This window comes from Cellulosimicrobium funkei (assembly GCF_001019615.1).
Taxonomy (GTDB): Bacteria; Actinomycetota; Actinomycetes; order Actinomycetales; family Cellulomonadaceae; genus Cellulosimicrobium; species Cellulosimicrobium cellulans_E.
The window spans coordinates 377,249-399,656 of the sequence record NZ_JNBQ01000001.1; the positions used below are offsets into that span (position 1 = coordinate 377,249).

General features: G+C 75.1%; 22 protein-coding genes. 14 read left to right on the plus strand and 8 right to left on the minus strand.

Features of this window, described 5'->3' with window-relative positions; genetic code table 11:
- The first annotated feature begins 22 nt into the window (after window positions 1-22).
- Window positions 23-796, plus strand: coding sequence for a DUF1266 domain-containing protein (locus FB00_RS01700; RefSeq protein WP_047231056.1), 774 nt, complete (start codon window positions 23-25; stop codon window positions 794-796).
- A 66-nt stretch (window positions 797-862) separates the two neighbouring features.
- Window positions 863-1,021 carry a hypothetical protein gene (locus FB00_RS21885; protein WP_156186259.1) on the plus strand — a complete coding sequence of 53 codons (159 nt, stop codon included), beginning with the start codon at window positions 863-865 and terminating at the stop codon, window positions 1,019-1,021.
- A 100-nt stretch (window positions 1,022-1,121) separates the two neighbouring features.
- Here FB00_RS21885 and FB00_RS01705 read toward each other — a convergent pair whose 3' ends face one another.
- Entirely contained in the window at window positions 1,122-1,907 is a 786-nt protein-coding gene (locus tag FB00_RS01705; protein WP_047231057.1) for an LLM class F420-dependent oxidoreductase, read from the minus strand.
- A gap of 118 nt (window positions 1,908-2,025) precedes the next feature.
- Here FB00_RS01705 and FB00_RS01710 point away from each other — a divergent pair, with 118 nt between their 5' ends.
- Both FB00_RS01710 and FB00_RS01715 read left to right on the plus strand, forming a co-directional pair.
- Window positions 2,026-2,715 carry a DUF2993 domain-containing protein gene (locus FB00_RS01710; RefSeq protein WP_047231058.1) on the plus strand — a complete coding sequence of 230 codons (690 nt, stop codon included), beginning with the start codon at window positions 2,026-2,028 and terminating at the stop codon, window positions 2,713-2,715.
- A gap of 22 nt (window positions 2,716-2,737) precedes the next feature.
- Window positions 2,738-3,886: a DNA glycosylase AlkZ-like family protein gene (locus FB00_RS01715; protein ID WP_082140850.1), complete on the plus strand. Its 1,149-nt coding sequence runs from the start codon at window positions 2,738-2,740 to the stop codon at window positions 3,884-3,886.
- Between the two features lie 2 nt (window positions 3,887-3,888).
- Here the strand turns inward: FB00_RS01715 and FB00_RS01720 are convergent, their stop codons facing one another.
- Window positions 3,889-4,476, minus strand: a complete 588-nt coding sequence (locus tag FB00_RS01720) for a GlcG/HbpS family heme-binding protein (protein ID WP_047231059.1) — start codon at window positions 4,474-4,476, stop codon at window positions 3,889-3,891.
- 175 nt (window positions 4,477-4,651) lie between these two features.
- Here FB00_RS01720 and FB00_RS01725 point away from each other — a divergent pair, with 175 nt between their 5' ends.
- The 3 genes from FB00_RS01725 (at window position 4,652) to FB00_RS01735 (ending at window position 7,235) form a co-directional block, all read left to right on the plus strand.
- Window positions 4,652-5,890, plus strand: coding sequence for a sensor histidine kinase (locus FB00_RS01725; RefSeq protein WP_197088710.1), 1,239 nt, complete (start codon window positions 4,652-4,654; stop codon window positions 5,888-5,890).
- A complete protein-coding gene (locus FB00_RS01730; protein WP_047231060.1) occupies window positions 5,887-6,525 on the plus strand; it encodes a response regulator in 639 nt (212 codons plus the stop codon). Before FB00_RS01725 ends, FB00_RS01730 begins: the two co-directional genes overlap by 4 nt.
- 74 nt (window positions 6,526-6,599) lie before the next feature.
- A complete protein-coding gene (locus FB00_RS01735; RefSeq protein ID WP_047231061.1) occupies window positions 6,600-7,235 on the plus strand; it encodes a hypothetical protein in 636 nt (211 codons plus the stop codon).
- Window positions 7,236-7,246: 11 nt separating this feature from the next.
- On the opposite strand, the gene FB00_RS01740 is transcribed toward FB00_RS01735, so the two are convergent.
- Window positions 7,247-8,131, minus strand: a complete 885-nt coding sequence (locus FB00_RS01740) for a CPBP family intramembrane glutamic endopeptidase (protein WP_052877360.1) — start codon at window positions 8,129-8,131, stop codon at window positions 7,247-7,249.
- 109 nt (window positions 8,132-8,240) lie between these two features.
- Between FB00_RS01740 and FB00_RS01745 the strand changes: the two genes are divergently transcribed.
- The 4 genes from FB00_RS01745 (at window position 8,241) to FB00_RS01760 (ending at window position 12,702) form a co-directional block, all read left to right on the plus strand.
- Entirely contained in the window at window positions 8,241-9,536 is a 1,296-nt protein-coding gene (locus FB00_RS01745) for an FAD-binding protein (protein WP_047231062.1), read from the plus strand.
- A 221-nt stretch (window positions 9,537-9,757) separates the two neighbouring features.
- A complete protein-coding gene (locus tag FB00_RS01750) occupies window positions 9,758-10,702 on the plus strand; it encodes an ABC transporter substrate-binding protein (RefSeq protein ID WP_172820020.1) in 945 nt (314 codons plus the stop codon).
- A gap of 156 nt (window positions 10,703-10,858) precedes the next feature.
- Window positions 10,859-11,875: an amino acid ABC transporter permease gene (locus FB00_RS01755; RefSeq protein WP_047231064.1), complete on the plus strand. Its 1,017-nt coding sequence runs from the start codon at window positions 10,859-10,861 to the stop codon at window positions 11,873-11,875.
- A gap of 62 nt (window positions 11,876-11,937) precedes the next feature.
- Window positions 11,938-12,702, plus strand: a complete 765-nt coding sequence (locus FB00_RS01760) for an amino acid ABC transporter ATP-binding protein (protein WP_047231279.1) — start codon at window positions 11,938-11,940, stop codon at window positions 12,700-12,702.
- A gap of 12 nt (window positions 12,703-12,714) precedes the next feature.
- Here FB00_RS01760 and FB00_RS21890 read toward each other — a convergent pair whose 3' ends face one another.
- Entirely contained in the window at window positions 12,715-12,939 is a 225-nt protein-coding gene (locus FB00_RS21890) for a hypothetical protein (protein WP_047231065.1), read from the minus strand.
- A 196-nt stretch (window positions 12,940-13,135) separates the two neighbouring features.
- Here FB00_RS21890 and FB00_RS01770 point away from each other — a divergent pair, with 196 nt between their 5' ends.
- A complete protein-coding gene (locus FB00_RS01770) occupies window positions 13,136-13,576 on the plus strand; it encodes an SRPBCC domain-containing protein (RefSeq protein ID WP_047231066.1) in 441 nt (146 codons plus the stop codon).
- Window positions 13,577-13,606: 30 nt separating this feature from the next.
- Here the strand turns inward: FB00_RS01770 and FB00_RS01775 are convergent, their stop codons facing one another.
- The gene (locus FB00_RS01775) at window positions 13,607-14,689 is read right to left on the minus strand and encodes a hypothetical protein (RefSeq protein WP_047231067.1); all 1,083 of its coding nucleotides are present in this window, start codon (window positions 14,687-14,689) and stop codon (window positions 13,607-13,609) included.
- Between the two features lie 210 nt (window positions 14,690-14,899).
- Here FB00_RS01775 and FB00_RS01780 point away from each other — a divergent pair, with 210 nt between their 5' ends.
- Window positions 14,900-18,676, plus strand: a complete 3,777-nt coding sequence (locus tag FB00_RS01780; protein ID WP_231581661.1) for a TM0106 family RecB-like putative nuclease — start codon at window positions 14,900-14,902, stop codon at window positions 18,674-18,676.
- An 84-nt stretch (window positions 18,677-18,760) separates the two neighbouring features.
- Here the strand turns inward: FB00_RS01780 and FB00_RS01785 are convergent, their stop codons facing one another.
- The 3 genes from FB00_RS01785 to FB00_RS21895 all read right to left on the minus strand — a co-directional run bounded on the left by FB00_RS01785 (window position 18,761) and on the right by FB00_RS21895 (window position 20,734).
- Complete coding sequence (locus tag FB00_RS01785) at window positions 18,761-19,525, minus strand: hypothetical protein (protein WP_047231068.1); 765 nt, start codon at window positions 19,523-19,525, stop codon at window positions 18,761-18,763.
- Between the two features lie 289 nt (window positions 19,526-19,814).
- Window positions 19,815-20,018, minus strand: coding sequence for a cold-shock protein (locus FB00_RS01790; protein WP_047231069.1), 204 nt, complete (start codon window positions 20,016-20,018; stop codon window positions 19,815-19,817).
- 239 nt (window positions 20,019-20,257) lie between these two features.
- Window positions 20,258-20,734 (minus strand): nitroreductase family deazaflavin-dependent oxidoreductase, encoded by a 477-nt coding sequence (locus tag FB00_RS21895; protein WP_047231070.1) that lies wholly within the window; start codon window positions 20,732-20,734, stop codon window positions 20,258-20,260.
- A gap of 346 nt (window positions 20,735-21,080) precedes the next feature.
- Between FB00_RS21895 and FB00_RS01800 the strand changes: the two genes are divergently transcribed.
- Complete coding sequence (locus tag FB00_RS01800; protein WP_047231071.1) at window positions 21,081-22,334, plus strand: branched-chain amino acid ABC transporter substrate-binding protein; 1,254 nt, start codon at window positions 21,081-21,083, stop codon at window positions 22,332-22,334.
- Window positions 22,335-22,408 lie beyond the last annotated feature (74 nt).

Consider the following 22,408-nt stretch of genomic DNA (forward strand, 5'->3'; position numbering starts at 1 on the left):
GCGGGGAGACGAAGGAGCGACGGTGGGCCTGTTCGACAAGCTCAAGGACATGTTCTCGGGGACCGCGGACCTGTACGCGAAGGAGGACGCGCCCGCGCTCACGCCCGCGCAGCAGCGGGGTCTCGCGCTGGGCGCGGTCTACGCGGTCGAGGGCGTGCTGCCCATCAACGCGCTGACCGTGGAGGCGGACGCCCGTACGGCCGCGAAGCCGCTCGCGGCCGGGTGGGACGTGCGGGGCGCGGACGACGTCGAGCGCACGTACGAGCTCCTGCTCACCCAGGGCCACCGCGGCTACTACGCGATCGCGATGCCCAAGGTCGAGGAGCTGTACTCGGGCCGGCTGAGCCGCCGGGACGCGAAGGGCGCGGCCGAGCAGCACGCCGCGCAGGTGCGGCAGGAGGCGACGGCGCGCGGGCTCGACCCCGAGCGCGCGGTCGCGTTCTACCAGGGCTGGAGCGCGTCGGCGCAGGTCGGCGGGCACGGCGAGCTCGCGGACCCGCTGCCGCCGTCGATCGCGGCGTGGGACGCGGCACGCGTGGTGCACGTCAGCCGCCTGGCGATCGACGCCGGGTTCGTCACGCCCGAGCGGGCGTGGGCGGCGATCGAGGAGGCCGTCGTGATGTCGCGCCCCGCGTACGCGTCGTGGGAGCAGTTCGGCGACGGGTTCCTCGCCGGACGCGCGTTCTGGTCGGCGGGCAACCGCACCCCGCTCGACCAGGACCTGCCCGACTTCAAGCGCGCGGTGCGCCGACTGCTCGACACCGAGTCGTCGCCGTGGCGGACACTGTCGTACTGACGGCGGCCGACCCGCGTCCGGCGGACGGGCAGCGGACGGTCCGCGGGCGCTGAGGGATCGAGCGGCATGACGGGAGGGCGGACGGTGCACCGGTCGCCGTGGTGGTGGCGGGCAGGGGTCCTGCTCGTCGTGGTCGGCATCGGCACGGCGGTCGTGGCCGCCGACGACGGTCTGCGCTCCGAGGTCCACGCGGCGCTGTCGAACCTCGCGCGGGCGCTGTTCTGACGACGGACGCGCCGCCGAGAACGACGGCACGCCCCGTCGAGCACGACCCTGCTGTCGCCACGAGCGTCAGGACGACAGCAAGGTCGTGCTCGGCTGGTGGTCACCCCTGGGCGTCGCGCCAGGCGACCCACTCCCGCACGAGCGACAGGTCGTAGTCCGGCCCGCTCGTACCGACCGTGAAGAGCGTCGCGCCCGCGGCGACGAGCGCGTCCGCGGACTCCGACGGCGCCCGTGACACGCCGACCGAGCGCTCGACGAGCGCGGCGGTGTCGCGGCCGACCGCCTCGCCGTGCTCGTCGAGGATCGCGCTCTTGCGTGCGAGCGTCTCCGCGTCGCCGAACGAGTGCCACACGTCCGCGTGCTCCGCGACGACGCGCAGGGTCTTGCGCTCGCCGCCGCCACCGACGAGCACGGGGATGTCGCGCGTCGGCGTGGGGTTCGACTCCGCCCAGCGGGCCTTGATGCGCGGCAGCGCCTCGGCGAGGTCGGCGATGCGCCCGCCCGCGGTGCCGAACTCGTAGCCGAACCGGTCGTAGTCCTTCTCGAACCAGCCCGCCCCGATCCCGAGGATCAGGCGCCCGCCACTGATGTGGTCGACAGTCCGCGCCATGTCGGCCAAGAGGTCGGGGTTCCGGTAGCTGTTGCACGTGACGAGGGCGCCGATCTGGACCCGCTCCGTCTGCTCGGCCCACGCGCCGAGCATCGTCCAGCACTCGAAGTGCTTGCCGTCGGGGTCGCCGGTCAGGGGGAAGAAGTGGTCCCAGTTGAAGATGACGTCGACGCCGAGGTCCTCCGCGCGCCGGACGGCGTCACGGATCTGGGCGTAGTCGGCGTGCTGCGGCTGGAGCTGGACGCCGATGCGGTAGGGGTGCCGGGATGAGGTCATGCCGGGCAATCTACGTCCGGGTCGAGGACGACGACACCCCGCGTCGAGCACGAGGTTCTTGGCGTCACGCGCGCCGGAACGACAGCGGGGTCGTGCTCGCCGGACCTAGGGTGGGCGCATGAAGCGACTGGTGGGCCTGCTCGTGACGCTCGTGGTGCTCGTGGCGGTCGCCGTCGTGGCGGACCGGGTCGCGGTCGGCGCCGCGGAGCGCGGCGCGGTGACGGCGTTCGAGCAGCAGGCCGACGACGTCTCCGGGGCGCAGCTCGACATCACGGGGTTCCCGTTCCTCACGCAGCTCGCGCGCGGCGAGCTGACGCACGTCACCGGCTCGGCGGACTCCGCGTCCTTCGGCGGCTACGCGATCTCCGACCTCCAGGTCGAGGCCGACGGCGTGAGCACGTCGGAGCCGTACCGCATCGCGTCCGGGACCGCGTCGGGGGTCATCGCCGCCGAGTCGCTCCAGCAGATCGTCGCGGAGCAGACGGGCCTGGACGTGGGGATCACCGCGTCCGACGACGTCCTGTCGCTGGCCTTCGACCTCCTCGGCGCCACGATCACGGTCGACGTCACGCCGCGCGTCTCCGGGCCGGCCGAGCTCGCCGTCGACGTCGTCGCGGTCCGCACGGGCCTCGGGACCGTGTCGGTCGACGACCTCCCGTCCGGGATCTCCCGCGCGCTGTCCGACCTGCGGGTCCCGCTCGACCTGCCCGACGGCGTCGCGCTCGACTCCGTGTCCGTCGTCGACGGCGGGGTGCGCGTCACGGTGACGGGGACCGACGTCGTCGCCGAGGACCTGGTGGCGTCGTGACCGGCACGGTGGGGGAGACGCGGTGAGCGAGAGGGCCGTGGACGAGCGCCACGTGCTCGCGGCGCGCCTCGCCGCGCACCGCCTGCGCGCGCCCGACCTGCCCGACGTGCCGACCGCCGTCGGGCACCTCGTCGCGGTGCAGGGCCAGGAGTTCCACCCCGCGCTGTGGGGCCTCACGCGGCGGCTGCGCCCCGACGCGCGGCCCGGCGCGGCGGGCGCGGTCGCGGCGTGCGACCGCGGCGAGGTGCTGCGCACGCACGTGCTGCGCCCCACGTGGCACCTCGTCCGGCCCGCCGACGCCCGCTGGCTCGTCGAGCTCAGCGCGCCGCGGGTGCACCAGGCCAACGGGACGCTGTACCGGCAGGTGGGGACGGACGGGCACGGCGCGGAGACCGACCTCGTCCTCGCGGCCGTGCAGGAGCGGCCCCGCACGCGCCGCGAGCTCGCGGGGCTGCTCGCCGCCCACGGCCGCCCGCTCGAGGGCATCGCGCTCGGGTACGTGCTCATGCGCGCCGAGCTCGACCGTCTCCTGGTCAGCGGCCCGCTCGACGGCAAGCAGCAGACGTACGCCGCGTTCGACGACCGCGTCCCCGCGGGCTACGGGCCGCTCGGCGAGCGGTTCGACCGGGACGCCGCGCTCGTCGAGCTGCTGCGCCGCTACCTCGCGAGCCGCGCGTGCGCGACGGTCAAGGACGTCGCGCAGTGGTCGGGCTTCACGCTCACCGACGTGCGGCACGCGCTCGACCTGCTCGGCGAGGAGGTCGTGGCGGTGCCCGGGTCGGGCACGTTCGAGGGGCTGACGCTCTGGCGCCTCGCGGACCCCGGCGGGCGGGTGCTCGAGCCCGGGCCGTTCGTCGGCGCCCTCGCGCCCGACGGCGACCCGGCTCGACCCGTCGTCGACCTGCTGCAGAGCTACGACGAGCTCTTCATGTCCTACGGCGAGACGCGCGCGGTCGTCGTGGCCGACGGCGTCGACCTCGGCGACCGGCTCGGGTCGTTCATCCACGCCGTCGCGGTCGACGGGGTCGTCGTGGGGCGGTGGCGCTGGGTCGTCGGGACGCGCGACGTCGTCGTCGAGCCGCAGTGGCGCCGCGCGCCCACCCCTGCGGAGACGGCGGCGTTCGACGAGCAGGTCGCCGCCGTCTCCGCGCACTGGGCCCGGGCCGCCTGAGCTCAGCCCTCCGCGGGCCCGGTGAGCGCCTCGAGGCCCGCGGCGGCGCACGCCTCGTCCGCCATGCCGTCGGGCGCGCCGCCGACGCCGATGCCCGCGATCGTCGCGCCGTCGATCTTCACCGGGACGGCGCCCGGGAGGAAGAGCGTGCCGGGCAGGTCGGCGACCGTCGCGCCGTCGCCGACCGCGCGCGGCGCGAGCTCGCTCGTCGCGGCGCCGAACGCTGCCGACGTGTACGCCTTGGCCTGGGCGGCCTCGAGCGTGTGCACCGCGGCGCCGTCGCCGCGCACGAGCGCCTGCACCTGGCCCGCGCGGTCGACGACGGCGACGCTGACGAAGCCGAGGTCCTCGGCCTGGCACGCGGCCAGCGCGGCGCTCGCGGCCTCCTGCGCCGCCGCGACGGTGAGCCGGCCGACCTGCACGACCTCGTCCGTCGTGACGTCGGCGACCGCGACGGCGGCGGGCTGCGCGGGCCGGTCGGCCGCCGCGTCGTCGCTCCCGGACGCGCCCGCCGTGCAGGCGGTGAGCGTGAGGGCGGTCGCGAGCGCGACGGCGGTGAGGGTCAGCGGGCGGAGGCGCGAGGCGGCCATGGTGGTGCCTTTCTCGGGGTGGTAGGACGCAGACGTCCGGGGTCGCGACCAGTCTTGGCGGCGGGTCCGGGCCGCCGCGTCGGCGGATCGGGGCCGGGCTGCTGCCCCGTTCGTCGCGGCGGGCCTCGTCCGATCGGCTGATGTGCGGCGCACGCGCGACGCCTACCGTGGGTCGGTGCCCACCGACCTGCCCGCGCCTCCCGCAGAGGCTCGTCCGGCTGCCGGGCGCGCGCTCGACGTCGGGGTGCACGCGACGTTCCTCGCGCTCGTCGCGACGTCCACGACGCGGTACGTCGTGCGGCACGGCGCGGACGACCGCTGGCAGCTCGTCGTGGTGCTGGCCGCGGTGACGGTCGTCGCGTACGGGGCGCTCCTCGTGGCGTCGCGCCACGCCTCGTCGCGATCGGTCCCCGCGCGGGCGGCGACCCTCGTGCTCCTCGCGACGTGGTCGGTGCTGGCGCTCCTGGCCCCGAGCTTCGCGTGGTGCGCGCTCCCGCTCTTCTTCGTGTGCCGTCTCGGCTTCCGCCCGCCGTGGTCGCACGTGCTCGTCGGGGAGGTCGCGGTCGTGACGTCGGTCGCGCTGCTGCGGCTCTCGGACGGGACCGACTGGGCCGCGCTCGTCGGCCCGCCGTGCGTCGCGGTGCTCCTCACGCTCGTCACCGACCGTGTGGAGCGCGACGCGGCAGCACGGGTCCAGCTCCAGGAGCAGATCGCGCAGGCGCAGGCCCGGCTCGCCCGGTCCGAGCGCGAGGCGGGGATCGTGGCCGAGCGCGAACGCCTCGCGCGCGAGATCCACGACACCGTGACGCAAGGCCTCGCGAGCGGTGTCCTGCTGCTGGAGGCGGCGGACCAGACGTGGGACGCCGCGCCCGACGACGCGCGCTCGGCCGTGCGCCGCGCCGCCGTGGCCGTGCGAGCGAGCCTCGCGGACACGCGCAACCTCGTCCACGACCTCGCGTCCGCGCGGGTCGACCCGGACGGGTTCCACGCGTCGCTGCTCGCCGCCGCGCAGGGCCAGGTGCCGAGCGCGTGCCTCACGACGTGGGGCGACGCGCGCGCCGTCGCGCCCGAGGTCGCGCACGCGCTGCTGCGGGTCACGCAGAGCGCCGCGGCGAACGTCGCGCAGCACGCCGCCGCGGACCGCCTCGACGTGACCCTCACGTACCTGCCCGGCGCGGTCGCGCTCGACGTGTACGACGACGGCAGCGGCTTCGACCCCGAGGCGGTCGCCGCGCCGTCGAGCACCGGCGGGTACGGCCTGCGCGCGATGCGCCGCCGGGTCACGCAGCTCGGCGGCACGGTCACGGTGGAGAGCGCACCCGGCGAGGGGACCGTGGTCGCGGCGCAGGTCCCGACCGACGACGACGCGCCCGCGGTCCCCGTGGGGGACGACCTCGAGGAGGGCTCCCGATGAACGACCCCGCACCCGTCGCCGTGCTGCTCGTCGACGACCAGCCGGTCGTGCGCGCCGGGCTGCGCGCGCTCCTGGAGTCGCAGCCCGACCTGCGGGTCGTCGCCGAGGCCGGGTCGGGCGAGGAGGGGCTCGCGCTGGTCGAGGGCGCCGCTCCCGACGTCGTCATGATGGACCTCGAGCTGGGCGACGGCATGGACGGGATCGACGCGACCCGGCGCCTGCGCGCCGCGCACCCGCGGGTCCCGGTGCTCGTCTTCACCACGTACGACACCGACGCCGACATCGTGCGCGTCATCGACGCCGGCGCGACCGGGTACCTGCTCAAGGACGCGCAGCCGCACGAGATCTTCGCCGCCGTCCGGGCGGCCGCCGCGGGCCGCAGCGTCCTGTCGCCGCCGGTGGCGTCGCGGCTCATGCACTCGATGCAGCACCCGGGCACCGCCCTCACCCCGCGCGAGGCCGAGCTCCTCACGCTCCTCGCCGACGGGCTGTCCAACCGCGAGCTCGGCCGTCGCCTGCACATCAGCGAGGCGACGGTGAAGACGCACCTGGCGCACGTCTACGCCAAGCTCGGCGTGGAGACGCGCGCGGCGGCCGTCGCGCACGCGCTGCGCGCCCGGGGCGTCCGCCGCTGACACCGCCCGACCGCACCGGTAGGGTGCGGACACGCCCGCAGAGCGGCGGGTCACGCGGGGACAGGGGGACGACGATGCAGGACGCCACGCCCAGGGACGAGACGCCCGTCGAGGGCTCGGCCGACGACGACAGGCCCGGGCGTCGTCCGCGCGCGCGGGCCCTGCTCGTGGGGGGAGTGCTCGCCGTCGCCGTCCTCGGGGTCGGGATCGCCGCGGCGCTGACCGGTCGCGCGGCCGGGACCGAGCCGAGCGACGCCGTCGGCGGTGCGCCGGCCGTGGAGGCGCCCGACGCCGACCCGGCGCTCGCCGCGGAGACCTCGGCACCCCCGCCCGTGGAGACGAACGGGGTGCAGGCGTGCGGCGGCTTCGCCGGCTCCGCGGGGACGCCGATCCAGGTCCGGGGCGACGACGGCGAGCCGGCCGAGCTGGGCGGGCTCGAGGGCTGGTGGAACAGCACGCCGGCGAGCGACGCCGGTGGATGGCTCGACGTCGAGAAGTGGCCTCGTCAGGTGCTCGACCACCCGGCGACGGTCACCGTCGAGACGACGACCGGTACCGTCCTGGAGTCGTTCGACCGCCGTACGTGCACCGGCGTCGAGGGCTGGACGGCGCCGGACCTGTCCGCGCTCCCGGCGTCGACCGTCGTCGTGCTCGACGCTGAGACCGGCGAGGTGCTGGCCCAGCACCCCGTGGAGCTCGTGACGCCCTGACCTCGCCCCGCTCAGGGGCGGGGTGCGCCGGGTCGCGTGACGAGGTGGATCAGCACCGAGGTCAGCACGATCACCCCCGTGTAGACCGCCATCGCGGGCGGCGACGTGACGGCGAGGAACGTCAGGGCGGCGTTGCCCACGAGGTGCAGCGCGACCGCGGCCGGCACGCCGCCGCGCAGACGCTCGCTGACCAGCCAGTACGCGCTCGAGAGCGGGATCATCGCGAGCAGGAACAGCACCGCCTCGACGCTCACGAGTCCGAGGGACGACTGCCACGTCCCGGTGAGGGCGAACAGCGGCAGGTGCCAGACCGCCCACACCGCGCCGAGCACGACCGACGTCGCGAGCGGCGGGAGCCGACGCCGCAGGCGCGGCTGCGCGTAGCCGCGCCAGCCGAACTCCTCCGACAGCGGCCCCGCGCACAGCGAGACGAGGGCGAACAGGAGCGCGCCCCCTGCCCCGGCGACGGCCGCCGCCCCGGCCGAGAGGTCCGCCGTCGGGCCGCCGAGGGACGGGACGACGAGCGCCGTCAGGACCGCCGGCGCAGCGCCGATCCCGACCGCGGCCGCGAGCCATCGCCCGGCCGCGCCCCAGCGCGCCGTCCGCGGGCTGCGGCGCCCCGCCGCGCGCAGCACGAGCGCGGCCAGCGTCGGGCCGAAGCCGCCGAGCGCGAAGAGCGCGAACACGACGGGGTCGGCGAGGTCGCCCCCGAGCAGCCACGCGGCACCCCACGACGCCCAGGACAGTCCGAACGCGAGCACCCAGAACGCGGTGAGCCCGCCGCGGAGGGGCCGCTCGGGGCCTTCCGCGGACAGGGTGGAGGCGTCCGGGGACGAGGCGGGCGAGACGCGCCGGGACCGTGCGGCAGCAGGGAGAGGACGTGCGCTGGTCGTCATGTCTCGATCCCACCGGTTCGTCCGGCTCCGGAGAGCCCGGGCCGCCCCCGAGCCGGGGTGGGGACAACCCCCGCGGACGGGCTGGTCCGGGAGGTGGCAGGGTGGGGGCGTGACGACGACGCCCGACGCCCCGCGCCCCGCCAACTGGGCGGGCAACCTCACCTACTCCTCGGCAGAGGTCGTGCACCCCACGACGCCGGAGGAGCTCGCCGACGTCGTGCGGCGGTCGACGCGCGTCAAGGCGCTCGGGTCGCGGCACTCGTTCGGGGACGTCGCGGACACACCCGGGACGCACGTCGTCCTCGACCGGTACGACGACGGCCGACCGCCCGTCGCGGTCGACCCCGCCACGGGCGTGGCCTCGGTCGCGGCGGGGCTGCGGTACGGCGACGTGACGCGCCACGTGCAGGCCGCGGGTCGCGCGCTCGCGAACCTCGCGTCGCTCCCGCACATCTCCGTCGCGGGGTCCGTCGCGACGGCGACCCACGGATCGGGCGACGAGGTCGGCTCGCTGGCGAGCGCCGTCGTCGGGCTCGAGCTGGTCACCGGCGACGGCGAGCGCCGGACGCTGCGGCGCGAGGACGCGGACTTTCCCGGCGCGGTCGTCGCGCTCGGGGCGCTGGGCGTGGTGACCCGGGTCGAGCTCGAGACCGTCCCGACGTTCGACGTGCGCCAGGACGTGCACGTCGGGCTGCCGTGGGGCGCGGTGGCCGCGCACTACGACGAGCTCACGGCGTCGGCGTACTCGGTGAGCCTCTTCACGGACTGGGGGCCCGACGGCGTGCAGCAGGTCTGGCGCAAGTCGCGCCTCGCGCCGGGGGAGGCCGGGACCGCGCGCGAGGACCTCTTCGGGGCGACGCCCGCGACGACGATGCTGCACCCCCTGCCGGGCATCGACCCCGTGCACTGCACGCCCCAGCTCGGCGAGCACGGCCCGTGGAACGAGCGGCTGCCGCACTTCCGGCTCGACTTCACGCCGAGCAACGGCGCGGAGCTCCAGTCGGAGTACCTCGTGCCGCGCGCCCGCGCGCAGGAGGCGTTCGCGGTGATGCGCGACCTCGGCCCGCGCGTGACCCCGCTGCTCCAGGTGGGGGAGATCCGCAGCGTCGCGGCCGACGCGGAGCCGCTGTGGCTCAGCCCGTTCGACGGCCCGGCGGTCGGCGTGCACCTCACGTGGAAGCCGTTGCCCGACGACGTCGCGCGCGTCCTGCCCGACGTCGAGGCGGCGCTCCTCCCGCTCGGCGCGCGCCCGCACTGGGGCAAGCTCTCGCACGCGCTCGTCCACGACCCCGGCTCGGTCGCGACGCTCTACCCGCGCTTCGACGACTTCGGCGAGCTCGTGCAGCGGTACGACCCCGACGGTCGCTTCCTCGGCGGCTACGTCGAGCGTCTCCTCGCGGGCTGACCGCTCGGGCAGGGTGGTTCGTCACGGTTCGGCGTCGATGTCCCCGCCGGTTTGGTGAGTGGGACGGTACGGCCTCACACTCGTGCGCAGGTGCTGCGCACCGCCGGGTCCTCTGTTCCCCGTACGTTCCTCGGCCCCCGGGCCGGGTGCTGACGTAACACGACGGAGACGATCGGTGTCTACGCTGCCCCTGCCCGGCCCCCACCCGATCGGAGAACATCGTGCGTACGACCCTACGCAAGCTCCCCCTCGGCCTCGTCGCGCTCACCGCGACGAGCGCCCTCCTGCTCACCGCGTGCACCGACGCGTCCCAGACCGGGACGGACGGCAGCACCGCAGGGTCCGACGAGACGTCGTCCGCGCCGTCGTTCGACCCCTCGACGGTCGAGGTCGACGACGCGGCCGCCGCGCTGCTGCCTGACGACGTCGCGTCCGCGGGGACGCTCGTCGTCGCCTCGAACACGGAGTACGCGCCCGCCGAGTTCATCGACGCGGACGGCACGACCCCGATCGGCTTCGACATCGACGTCATCAAGGCCGTCGGCGCGACGCTCGGCCTCGACGTCGACGTGCAGTCGGCCGACTTCCCGGCGATCATCCCCGCGCTCGGCACCAAGTACGACGCCGGCATCTCCTCCTTCACGATCACCGAGGAGCGCATGAAGGAGGCCAACATGATCTCCTTCCTCAACGCGGGCTCCGCGTACGCGGTCGCGGCGGGCAACCCGGACGACGTCGACCCGGCGAGCCTGTGCGGGCTGACCGTCGCCGTCCAGACGGGCACCATCCAGGACGAGGACATCGCCGTGCAGAGCCAGGCGTGCACCGACGCGGGCGAGGAGAAGATCGACATCCTCCAGTACGAGTCGCAGTCTGACGCCACGACGAACGTCGCGGGCGGCAAGGCGCAGGTCCTCTACGCCGACTCGCCGGTCATCGGCTACGCGGTCGAGCAGACCGGCGGCCAGCTCGAGCAGCTCGGCGACGTGTTCGACAGCGCGCCCCAGGGCGTCGTCGTCGCGAAGGACGACACCGAGCTCGCCGCCGCGATCCAGGCGGCGCTCCAGTCGCTCATGGACAGCGGCCAGCTCGAGGAGATCCTCGGGGCGTGGGGTAGCGGCGACGCCGCGCTCGACACCGCGGAGATCAACCCGTCCGTCGGCTGACGCCCCCGCGCAGCCCCAGCCCATCCCAGATCCCAGTCCCCGCCGTGTCGCGGGCGCCCACCCGGCGCCCGCGACCGGCACACTGGACGCCTGCGCGGACGACGTCGTCCGCGCGGCCCGGCTCGTGCCCCGAGCCCCGACCCCCCGAGGTGCACCATGACCGGTAGGACACCCGGCGGCGACGCCGCCGGCGCACCGGGAGACGACCCGGTCCCCGACCGCATCCACGCCCGACCCGTCCCGCGGCCCGGCCGGTGGATCTCCGCCGTCGTGCTGCTGGTCCTCGCCGCGATGGCCGCCAACGCCCTGCTGACGAACGAGAAGTTCCGCTGGGACGTCGTCTGGCTCTACTTCCGCGACGTGACGGTCGTGCGCGGCGTGGGCTGGACGCTCGTGCTGACGTTCTGCTCGATGGCGATCGCGATCGTGCTCGCCGTGCTGCTCGCGATCATGCGACGGTCGGACAACCCCGTCATGAAGTCGGTGAGCTGGGGCTACATCTGGTTCTTCCGCGGCACCCCGATCTACACCCAGCTCGTGTTCTGGGGCCTCGTGTCGGTGCTCTACCCCCGCCTGAGCCTCGGCATCCCGTTCGGCCCCGAGTTCTTCGAGTTCCGCACGGCGGACCTGTTCACCGCGTTCGTGTGCGCGCTCATCGGGCTCTCGCTCAACGAGGCCGCGTACCTCGCGGAGATCGTGCGCGCCGGTCTCGGGTCCGTCGACCCGGGCCAGACCGAGGCGGCCAAGGCGCTCGGCATGAAGGACGGCAAGATCCTGCGGCGCATCGTGCTGCCGCAGGCGATGCGCGTCATCGTGCCCCCGACGGGCAACGAGACGATCTCCCTGCTCAAGACGACGTCCCTCGTGCTCGCGGTGCCGTTCACGCTCGACCTCCAGTACTCGACCAACGCCATCGGCAACCGGATCTTCCTGCCGATCCCGCTGCTCATGGTCGCGGCGATCTGGTACCTGCTCATCACGAGCGTCCTCATGGTCGGCCAGCACTACATCGAGCGGTACTACGGCCGGGGGTTCGGCACGCAGACGACGGCCCGACGTCGCGGGCGCGGGCCGGGAGGCACGGGCGGCGGCCGCAGGAAGCCCAGCAAGCAGGACCTCATCGCCGCGTCCGGCACGACCAAGGACGACCCCTTCCTGGAGGTGACCCCGTGAGCGGGACGCACGACGCGGCATCCTCGCCGGCCGGCCGCACGACGACCACGGACGCCACGCCGATGGTGCAGGTCGAGGGCCTGCACAAGATGTTCGGCGACCTGCACGTGCTCCGGGGCGTGGACCTCGAGGTCCCGCGCGGCTCGGTGTGCGTCGTCCTGGGACCGTCCGGGTCCGGCAAGTCGACGCTCCTGCGCTGCGTCAACGAGCTCGAGGAGATCACCGGTGGGCGCATCCGCGTCGACGGCGAGCTCATGGGCTACCGCGAGGTGACCAAGGACGGGCGCACCCGCCTGCACCGCCTGCACCCCAAGGTCGTCGCGCGCCAGCGCTCGCGCATCGGCATGGTGTTCCAGCGCTTCAACCTGTTCCCGCACATGACGGCGCTCGAGAACGTCGCGGAGGCGCCGGTGCAGGTGCACGGGCTCGCCAAGTCGGCCGCGCGCGCACGGGCGACCGAGCTCCTGGAGCGCGTCGGCCTCGCCGACCGCGCGGACCACTACCCGGCGCAGCTCTCCGGCGGGCAGCAGCAGCGCGTGGCGATCGCGCGGGCGCTCGCCATGGAGCCCGAGCTCATGCTGTTCGACGAGCCGACGTCGGCCCTCGACCCCGAGCTCGTCGGCGAGGTGCTCGCCGTCATGCGCGACCTCGCGCGGTCCGGCATGACGATGATGGTCGTGACGCACGAGATCGGGTTCGCGCGCGAGGTCGCGGACGCCGTCGTCTTCATGGACGAGGGCGTCATCGTCGAGCAGGGCACGCCCGAGCAGGTGCTCGGGGACCCGCAGCACGAGCGCACGCGGTCGTTCCTCGCGCACGTGCTGTAGGGAGGGCGCCCCTCAGCCCGCGCGACGGCGGCGCGGCAGGGCGGGGGCGTCGTGCGACGCGAGGAGGCGGGGCGAGAGCCCGGTGGGGCGAGCGACGGTGACCATCTCCCCGCTGAGCGCCCGGCCCAGGTGCACGAGCGGCAGCATGTTCTCGTGCTCGACCACGAGCGCGTCGTAGATCGGGGTCTCGCTGTCCGGGGCGTGGGAGCGGGTGTGGGAGGGAGATCGCGTCAGCACGCCTCCCACCTTCCGTGAGGGACGTGCGTTCCGCGACCGGAAGCGGTGACGTGTCCGTGAGACGTTCGTGGAGACCGGGCGCGCACGCCGCACACCGGCGCTGACGAGCCACCGGTGGCGCGACGTCGTCGCGCGCGGTTCACTGCATCCTGACGCGCACCGGCCGCCGCGTCCCGGTCGCACCCGGGAGGACCGCATGAGCCTCGCCCCGATCGTCCACGAGCTCCGGCTCGCGTGCCCCGTCGAGGTCGCGTTCGACACGTACGTCGACCGGATCGGGGAGTGGTGGCCACCCGGGTACGCCGACGACGCCCGCTCGTTCACCGGTCTCGTCGTCGAGCCCGTGGTCGGGGGTCGCGTGGTCGCGTCCCACGGTGCCGACGAGCGGGTGTGGGGGCGCGTGACGCTCTGGGAGCGGGCGACCCACCTCGCCCACACGTTCACCCCGGGGCAGCCGCCCGGCCGGGCGTCGCTCGTCCGGGTCGACCTGCGGCCGAGCGCCACCGGGACCGCCGTGCGGTTCGAGCACGGCGGGTGGGCGCCCGGCAGCGAGCGCGTGCGGTCGCGCTTCACCGGGTGGCCACGCATCCTCAGCCGCTACGCGCACCTCGCCGAGCACCCCGACCCGGAGAAGTGAGCCCCGGGCTCGCGGGGGACCACCGTGGTCTCACCAGCCCCAGTCGCCCCAGTCCCAGCTGCCGTCGTCGGCGTTCTCACCGTTGCCGTTGTTCCCGTTGCCGTTGTTCCCGTTGCCGTCGTTCCCCGGGCCGGGCTGGTTCTGCCGGTCGCGCTCGTCCTGCTGCTTCTGCCGGTCGTCGAGCTCCTGCGACCGCTGGGCGGCGTCCTCCTCGGCCTTCGTGATCGCCGCCTCGCGCTCGGTGAGCTGCGTCGTCGCCGCGTCGAGCTCGGCTCGCTGGGCCTCCAGGTCGGCCCGCTCCGACTCGAGCTGCTCGCGCTCGGCCGCGACCTCGCTCTGCACGCGCTGCGCCTCGGCCTTCTCGCGCTGCGCCTCCCCCTGCGCGGAGAGCGTCAGGCCGATGCCGACGAGCAGGCCGAGAGCGACGCCCGCGAGGCCGACGGCGGTCGGGACGAGCCACCGGCGGCCGCGGTCGGGGGCGGCGTCCTCGTCGTCGTCGGCGCCGGGGAGCGCGAGCGGACCGACGCCCCCGGAGGCGCGCGCCGGGACCGCCGTCGCGCGCGGCGGTGCCGCTGCCGGGCCGGCGGGCGTCGGACCGACGGGGACCACGCCGGACCGCGCGGCTCCCGCCGAGACCGTCGGGGCCGCGCCCGCGCCCGCCGGGCGTGCGGCCGGGTCGTCCAGCAGCGCGCCGAGTGCGGGCAGGATCATCGTCGAGCCGGCGACCGGGTGGTCGTCGACGGCGCCCGCCGCGACCGGGGCGAGCGTCGCCACGTGCGTCGCCTCGACCCCCGGACCCGCGGGGGATGCGCCGGCCACAGGGGTCGCGCCGACCACCGAGGTCGCTCCGACCGCCGGGGTCGCTCCGGACGAGCGCGCGCGCAGCGACCGGCGCGTCGGCGTCCCGGCTCCGGAGGGCAGGGGCTCGGTCGTGCGGAGGACCGGCGCGTCCGGGAGGGGCACCGGGACCGGGGACCCCGAGGTCGCGGCGTCCTCCCAGAACACCCAGCCCGGGGGCGGGGCCGGCCAGGACGGGTCCGGGTGCCAGTCGGTCGTGGGGGTGAAGCCCTCGGGGACGGGCCACCCCGGGGGCGGCACGAACCGCACGGCCATGGGGTCCTCCTTCGGTAGCGTCCGGCGCACGGTCGACGGGGACGCAGGGTCTCGACGGGGCTCCGGGTTCGACGGGAACAGTAGGGGAGTCGTGGCCACCGGCACGAATCGGCGCCGCGACGTGGGTGGCCGCTGGTAGAACGGACGCAGACCGGCGAGGCGGCCCCGCTCCCGCCCCGGCAGCGATCGTCCCCCGACCCGGAGGTGTGCGTGTTCCTCGTCGACGAGCCGGCGCTGCGGACCGTCGCGGCCGACCCCCGCCGGGCCGCCACCGGCGGCGCGCCCGCGAGCGAGCGCGTCCTCGTGCACTCCGCGAGCGACCTCGTGGTCGCCGCCGACTGCGAGTACCGGCTCCTGTGCCGGCTCGACGAGCAGCTCGGCCGTGCCCCGCGCCCGGACGCGGGGGAGGACGCCATGCTCGCGCGCACCGCCGCGCTCGGGGCGCGGCACGAGTGCGAGGTCCTCGCGCGCTACGAGGCCGAGCACGGCGCGTTCGACCCGACGACGGGACGTGGCGTCGTGCGGCTCGAGCCGCCGCGCACGATCTCCTGGGACGAGCTCGTGGGCGCCCAGGCGAGCACGCTCGCCGCGCTCGAGGCCGGCGCCGACGTCGTCCACCAGGCGGCGTTCTTCGACGGCTCGTTCCACGGGCGCGCCGACTTCCTCGTCCGGACCGGCGCCGACGACACGGGAGCGGCCCGCTACGCCGTCGTGGACACCAAGCTCGCGCGGCGCGCCAAGGTCCCCGCGCTGCTCCAGCTCGCCGCGTACGGCGACCAGCTCCAGGCCGCGGGCGTGCCCGTCGACCCCGACGTCTCGCTCGTGCTCGGCACGCGCGAGCGCACGTCGCACCGCCTCGCCGACCTCCTGCCCGTGTTCCGGGACCGCCGCGACCACCTCGTCCGGCTCACGGCCGAGCACGTCGCGCGCGACGGCCGCGCCCCCTGGGACGACCCCGCCGTCCGGGCGTGCGGGCGCTGCGCCGACTGCCGGGCGCAGATCGACGCGCACCGCGACGTGCTGCTCGTGGGCGGGGTGTACGAGTCGCAGCGGGCACGTCTGCACGCGGCGGGGATCCGCACGATCGACGAGCTCGCGGCCGCGACCGACGAGACGCCGGTCCCCGACGGCATGAGCCGGTCCACGTTCACGAAGGTCCGACGCCAGGCCGCGCTCCAGCTCGGCACGGGCCCGTCCGACGGCACGGTCGTGTGGGCCGACGCGTCGGGGCCGCACGAGCTCTCGTGGCGCATCGACGACCCGACGCCCGTGCTCGCGCTGCCCGCGCCGAGCCCCGGCGACGTCTTCTTCGACTTCGAGGGCGACCCGCTGTGGACGGACGCGAGCGGCACGAGCTGGGGCCTCGACTACCTGTTCGGCTGGGTCGAGCGTCCCGACGCGGAGGAGGACCGCCCGCCGTTCCACGCGCTGTGGGCGCACGACCTCGCGGCGGAGCGCGACTCCCTCGTCGCGTTCGTCGACCACGTCAACGCGCGCCGCCGCACGTACCCGGAGTTGCACGTCTACCACTACGCCGACTACGAGCGCGCGCACCTGCTCGCCATCGCCGCGCGGCACGGCGTGTACGAGGAGGAGGTCGACGACCTCCTGCGCGACGGCGTCCTCGTCGACCTCTACGCCGTCGTACGGCAGGCGCTGCACGTCTCCGACAAGTCTCGCTCGATCAAGAAGCTCGAGCCTCTCTACATGGGGGACGAGCTGCGCACCGGCGACGTGACCACCGCCGCCGCGTCCGTCGTCGCGTACGCGGAGTACACCGCGCTGCGCGAGGCCGGCCGCGACGACGAGGCGGACGAGCTGCTCCGCGGGATCGCGGACTACAACCGGTACGACTGCGTCTCGACGCTGCGGCTGACGGACTGGTTGCGGCGTGCGGTCGCTGCTCGTGACGACGCGATGGTCGGCCCGGGTGCGTCCGTCGCCTCTCCCTGGGGCCAGTCCGCGGCTGACAGCCGTGGGGAGGCTTCGGCGGAAGGGATCGCCGTGCGGGAGCGGTCGTCCGCGGTGGTGCTGGAGGAGGAGATCCGGCAGGTCGTGGGGGAGGACCGCGCCCGGCGCGGTGCCGACGAGCGGGCGCTCGCGCTGTACGGCGCGGCCACCGGGTACTTCCGGCGCGAGGCGAAGCCGTTCTGGCACGAGCACTACTCGCGGCTCTCGCTCCCGGTGGACGAGTGGCTGGGGCGCCGCAACGCGTTCCTCGTCGAGCAGGCCGAGGTCGTCTCGGGCTGGGAGGTCGAGCCAGGGCGTCGGACGTGGTCGCGCCGCCTCGAGCTCGTGGGCCGGCTCCCGGAGGGCAGCGACCTGCGCGTCGGTGTGGCGCCGTACGTCCTCTACGACCCGCCGCTGCCCCCGTGCGTCAAGACCGCGGCCGACGGGGTGCGCGGCTGGCTCACGGGGGCGTCGGTCCTCGACGCAGGGCGCCGCGCGACGCCCGCAGGGGAGCGCGACGTGCTCGTCGTGCGTGAGCAGCTCCCGACCGGTGCCGAGCCGTTCGACGCGACCCCCGTCGCGCTCACCCCGTCGCCCGGCCCGAGCGCGAAGCCGCTCGAGGCGGCGGCGGAGGCCGCCGCGCGGACCGCGCTCCGGACGTGGCAGACGACGCGCGCGCTGCCGCTCGACGCCGCGACCGACGTGCTCCTGCGGCGGCACCCACGGCTCGTTCCGGCGCCCGCCGCACGCTCGACGGAGGGTGACGACGGCGCGCGCCTCCCGGCGGGCGCCGACGGAGCGACCGTGCCCGGGCTGCCGCGCGTCGTGGACGGTGACGTCGTCGCGGCGGTCACGGCCGCCGTCGAACGCCTCGACGACTCCTACCTCGCGGTCCAGGGCCCGCCCGGCACGGGCAAGACGTACGTCGGGTCGCGCGTCGTCGCGCGGCTCGTCGCGCAGGGCTGGCGGGTCGGCGTCGTCGCGCAGTCGCACGCCGTCGTCGAGAACATGCTGCGGGCGGTCGTGCTCGGTGCGGGCGTCCCGCGCGAGGTCGTCGCGAAGAAGATCGCGGCGGACGGGCCGTCGGCGCGCGCCGTGTACGACGAGCTCGACGGCGCCCACCTCGCGGCGTTCGCGACGCAGCCGGGACCGCGGGTCGTCGGCGGGACCGCCTGGGACTTCGCGGGCGACCGGCTCCCGGCGGGCACGCTCGACCTGCTCGTCGTCGACGAGGCCGGTCAGCTCTCGCTCGCGACCACGGTCGCCGTGTCGCGCGCCGCGCGCCGGCTCCTCCTGCTCGGCGACCCGCAGCAGCTCCCGCAGGTGAGCCAGGGCCGGCACCCGGAGCCCGTCGACCGGTCCGCGCTCGGCTGGCTGGCCGACGGCCACGGCGTGCTCCCCTCGGACCGTGGCTACTTCCTGCCGACGACCTGGCGCATGCACCCGCGCCTCGCGCAGGCCGTCTCGACCCTCGCGTACGAGGACCGTCTCCACGCGCACCCGTGCACGGCGGAGCGCGAGCTCGACGGCGTCCCGCCCGGGGTCGAGCAGGTGCTCGTGGAGCACACGGGGAACTCGGTGCGCTCGCCCGAGGAGGCGGCCGAGGTCGTCCGCCAGGTCGAGCGGGTCCTCGGGCGCACGTGGACGACGGCGGTCGACGGGGTCGAGGAGCGACGCCCGCTCGGACAGGGGGACGTCCTGGTCGTCGCGGCGTACAACGCGCAGGTGTGGGCCGTGCGCGGCGCGCTGGAGGCGGCGGGGTACCCGGACGTCCAGGTGGGCACGGTCGACCGGTTCCAGGGCAAGGAGGCACCGGTCGTCGTCGTGACGCTCGCCGCCTCGTCGGGCCGCGAGGCGTCGCGCGGGCTCGGGTTCCTGCTCTCGCGGCACCGGGTCAACGTCGCCGTGTCGCGTGCGCAGTGGAGCGCGGTCGTCGTGCGCTCGCCCGGTCTCACCGACCTCCTGCCGCACTCCCCGCGGGGTGTGGAGGAGCTCGGCGCGTTCCTCGGGCTGACGGGCTCCGCACCCGCCGGCTGAGCGTCGTCCGGCGGGCCGAGCACGTTCCGCCCGGCCGGGCACGATCCGCCCGGCCGGACGAGACGGTACCGGCGGTGCGCCGGGTCAGAACTCCCCGAAGCCGCCGAAGTCGTCGAACCCTCCGCCGAAGTCTCCGCCGCCGAAGTCTCCGCCGCCGAAGTCGCCACCGCCGTCGTCACCGCCGCCCGAGGGGTCCTCGCCCGCCGCCTCGACCGCTCCGCCGTCGGCGCCCTCGGCCGCGCCGGGGTCCTCGGCGCCGCCCTGCTCGGCGGCTGCGTCCTCCGCGACGGGCTGCGTCGGGTCGGCGAACGCGGGGCCGAACAGGGCGTTCGCGACCGCCGATCCGATGACGACGCCCGCGATCGTGCCGAGCAGGCTCGAGCCGACCATGGCGCCGAAGCCAGGTGCGCCCTGGCCGCGGCCGGCGAACGTGCGCTCGAGCGTGCCGGGCTGGCGCATCTCGGCGCGCGTCGCCATCCGGGCGAGGTCCTGCGGTGCGTCGGACGTCGCGCGCTCCGACGCCGGGACCTGCTCGCCCAGCTCGGTGAGCACCTGTCGCCGCTGCTCGGGCGTCAGGCGGGCGAACGCCTCGGCGTGCGCCTGCTCGACCTGGTCCGGCGGCGCGGTGCGCAGCAGGTACCGGTAGCGGTCGACCGCGACCTGGTCGGGGGTGCGGGGTGCGGCCGTCGCGGCGCGCGCGTCCTGCGGGGCGCTCCCGTAGGCGGGCTGGCCGGGGTGCTGGGGCGGGTACTGCGTGGGGTGCTGCGACGGCGAGCCGTAGGGGCCCGCCTGCGGGGCGCCGTGCGGGTCGCGCGGCTCGCGGCCGAGGAGCCGGTCCAGGAATCCCATGGGTCGTCCTCCGAGTTCGGTGGCGCGGCGTCGGATGCGCGCGCGGGGGGTCGTGGCCGGGTACGGCTCACTCCCGGACCAACGAGGAGTCCCGGCCCGCGGTTCCGCCCCGCGCCGAACCCGGGTTCTCTCCTCACCGCACCCGACGAGTGAGGAGCTGCCCCGGGTTCGGCGCACCACCCGGGCGCGACCGCCCCGGACGCACGAGCGCCCCCGACCGGAGGGTCGGGGGCGCTCGGTGAACGATCGGTCGGCGCGACCCGCGAGGGTCGTCACCCGGGAGATCGGATCAGATCGCGCGGATGTTCTCCGCCTGCGGGCCCTTGGGGCCCTGCGTCACGTCGAACTCGACGCGCTGGTTCTCCTCCAGCGTGCGGAAGCCCTGCGACTGGATCGCGGAGTAGTGCGCGAACACGTCGGCCGAGCCGTCCTCGGGGGCGATGAAGCCGTAGCCCTTCTCGCTGTTGAACCACTTCACGGTTCCGGTAGCCATTGTTACTCCTTCAAGAGTGTGGAAACACCCCCCGCGGGCGCAGGGGAGTACATCACGGTGTTCGTCGTCAACTCTTGGGTAACAAGGTCCGCCGGGCGCCCGCCGGGTGGCGGTCACGTCGACGCGAGGACAAGCGAGGCACTGCAATCTCGGGGTCAACCGTACAGGGTATGCCCCTTCTTGGCCATGGGTTGCCCCGCGAGTGTCGTGACGACCTCACGACGGCCCGACGCCGCAGGTCACGGCCCGAGCGCGGTCAGCTCCACCACCGGCACGACCCGTCGCCAGTCGGCCTCCCCGCGCTCGGCGGCGAGGGGCTCCGCCCACTCCCGGAGCACCGGTTCCAGCACCGCCCAGCCCCGCGCGTACCGGGAGGCGTACTCGTCCAGGAGCCGGGCGCCGTCGTCGGGCGGGAGCGTGCGGGCGGTGCTCCGCACGTGCCGGCGGCGCCCCACCCACACGAGGACGCGCGGGTCCGCGACGACGTTGCGGTACCACTGCGAACGGGGTCCCAGCCCGGCGACGACGACCCACGACCCCGGCGCGGGCCGGTCGGTCACCTCGAGGACGACGTACCGCGCCTCGCCCGTGGACCGACCGCGGTGACCGAGGAGCAGGAGCCGCCCGCCGGCGAGGAAGCCGAGGCCGGAGCGGAAGAGGACGATCGGGGCCCGGACGAACCAGCGGGTGCGCAGGAGGCGGGACGCGAGGGTCATCGCCCCACCGTAGGCCGACGCCGAAATCGGCACATTCGTACCGTCCACGGAACGAAACGAGACCCGCACGTTACGAGTCGGTAACAACTCCCTGCGTCTCACGAAATCCGATCCGCCTACGTTCGCGTCACCCAGGAACGCGGAGGCGCCACCTCCCGCGGATTCGTGGGTCCGGAGCCCTCCGAGATGCCGCGGAGGGCTCCGGGCGACACGTCCACGGGCAGGTTTCGTCCCCGGGTGACCTGTGTCACTATTCAGCACGCAATTCAGTGTTGAATTCAGCGATCGACCGCGGAGAGAAGCGGCTTGGCGGCCCTCCGCGGGGATCAGGACCACGGAGGTTGGCATGCATCGCACAGCACGACGGGCGAGCGGGGGTGCTGCTCTGCTCCTCGCGGCCACTCTCGTCCTCACCGCCTGCGGTCCCCAGTCCCAGGGCGGCGGAGACGACGAGACGACCGGGACGTCGACCGAGACCGACGACGGCGGCTCGGCAGAGCTGAGCATCGTCCCGTCGGTCCAGATCGACATCGACGGTGCCGAGGTCCCGGCCGCCGAGGCCGGCAACCCGGTCGACCCGGCCGGCGACGGCAGCGCCGAGTGCGCCGAGGGCACGTCGATCGCGATGGCGGGTGCCCTCACGGGCCCGAACGCCGCGCTCGGCCTCAACATCCTGTACGGGGCGCAGGTCGCGGTGGACGCTTTCAACGAGGCGAACCCCGGCTGCCAGGTGACCATCAAGGAGTTCGACACCGAGGGCGACCCGCAGAAGGCCACCCAGGTCGCGCCGCAGATCGTCGGCGACGCGTCCGTGCTCGGTCTGCTCGGCCCGGCGTTCTCCGGCGAGACCGCCGCGACCGGCGACGTCTTCAACCAGGCCGGCCTGCTGTCGCTCACGGCGTCGGCCACGAACCCCGACCTGACGACGAACGGCTGGACCAACTTCTTCCGCGGCCTCGCCAACGACGCCGTCCAGGGGCCGTCGGTCGCCAAGTACCTCGTCAACACGAAGGAGTTCGGCAGCGTCTGCGTCGTCTCCGACAACTCGGACTACGGCATCGGCCTCGCCCAGCAGATCACCGAGGGCCTGGGCGACGCCGCGAACGAGGACTGCGCCGCCGAGGTCAAGACGGGTGACAAGGACTTCTCGGCCGCCGTCCAGATCATCTCGGGCGCCGACGCCGACGCGGTCTTCTACGCCGGCTACTACGCCGAGGCGGCGCCGTTCGTGCAGGGCCTGCGCGACGGCGGCGTCGACATCCCGTTCGTCTCGGCGGACGGCACGAACGACCCGCAGTTCGTCTCGCAGGCGGGCGCCGCGTCCAAGGGCGCGATCCTCTCCTGCCCGTGCGGCCCCGCACCGGAGGACTTCGCGGCCACCTACGAGGAGTCGGCCGGCCAGGCGCCGGGCGTGTACTCGGTCGAGGGCTACGACCTCGCGACGATCATGCTCACCGGCATCGCCTCGGGCGTGACCGACCGCGCGGGCCTGATCGACTACGTGGCGAACTACTCCGGTGAGGGCCTGGCTCGCACCTACGAGTGGGACGACACGGGCGAGCTCGCCTCGGCGCTCATCTGGATCTACGAGGTCCAGTAGTCCGACGACGACGGGCGCCCCGCCCCGACGTCCCCCGCGCGGGGACCGGTCGGCGGGGCGCCCGTCGTGGACCA

Coding starts and splice junctions, on each gene's coding strand:
- FB00_RS21885 (WP_156186259.1), top strand. CDS start 863: ATGACGGGAGGGCGGACGGTGCACCGGTCGCCGTGGTGGTGGCGGGCA.
- FB00_RS01705 (WP_047231057.1), bottom strand. CDS start 1,907: ATGACCTCATCCCGGCACCCCTACCGCATCGGCGTCCAGCTCCAGCCG.
- FB00_RS01710 (WP_047231058.1), top strand. CDS start 2,026: ATGAAGCGACTGGTGGGCCTGCTCGTGACGCTCGTGGTGCTCGTGGCG.
- FB00_RS01720 (WP_047231059.1), bottom strand. CDS start 4,476: ATGGCCGCCTCGCGCCTCCGCCCGCTGACCCTCACCGCCGTCGCGCTC.
- FB00_RS01730 (WP_047231060.1), top strand. CDS start 5,887: ATGAACGACCCCGCACCCGTCGCCGTGCTGCTCGTCGACGACCAGCCG.
- FB00_RS01735 (WP_047231061.1), top strand. CDS start 6,600: ATGCAGGACGCCACGCCCAGGGACGAGACGCCCGTCGAGGGCTCGGCC.
- FB00_RS01740 (WP_052877360.1), bottom strand. CDS start 8,131: ATGACGACCAGCGCACGTCCTCTCCCTGCTGCCGCACGGTCCCGGCGC.
- FB00_RS01755 (WP_047231064.1), top strand. CDS start 10,859: ATGACCGGTAGGACACCCGGCGGCGACGCCGCCGGCGCACCGGGAGAC.
- FB00_RS01760 (WP_047231279.1), top strand. CDS start 11,938: ATGGTGCAGGTCGAGGGCCTGCACAAGATGTTCGGCGACCTGCACGTG.
- FB00_RS01770 (WP_047231066.1), top strand. CDS start 13,136: ATGAGCCTCGCCCCGATCGTCCACGAGCTCCGGCTCGCGTGCCCCGTC.
- FB00_RS01775 (WP_047231067.1), bottom strand. CDS start 14,689: ATGGCCGTGCGGTTCGTGCCGCCCCCGGGGTGGCCCGTCCCCGAGGGC.
- FB00_RS01785 (WP_047231068.1), bottom strand. CDS start 19,525: ATGGGATTCCTGGACCGGCTCCTCGGCCGCGAGCCGCGCGACCCGCAC.
- FB00_RS01790 (WP_047231069.1), bottom strand. CDS start 20,018: ATGGCTACCGGAACCGTGAAGTGGTTCAACAGCGAGAAGGGCTACGGC.
- FB00_RS21895 (WP_047231070.1), bottom strand. CDS start 20,734: ATGACCCTCGCGTCCCGCCTCCTGCGCACCCGCTGGTTCGTCCGGGCC.
- FB00_RS01800 (WP_047231071.1), top strand. CDS start 21,081: ATGCATCGCACAGCACGACGGGCGAGCGGGGGTGCTGCTCTGCTCCTC.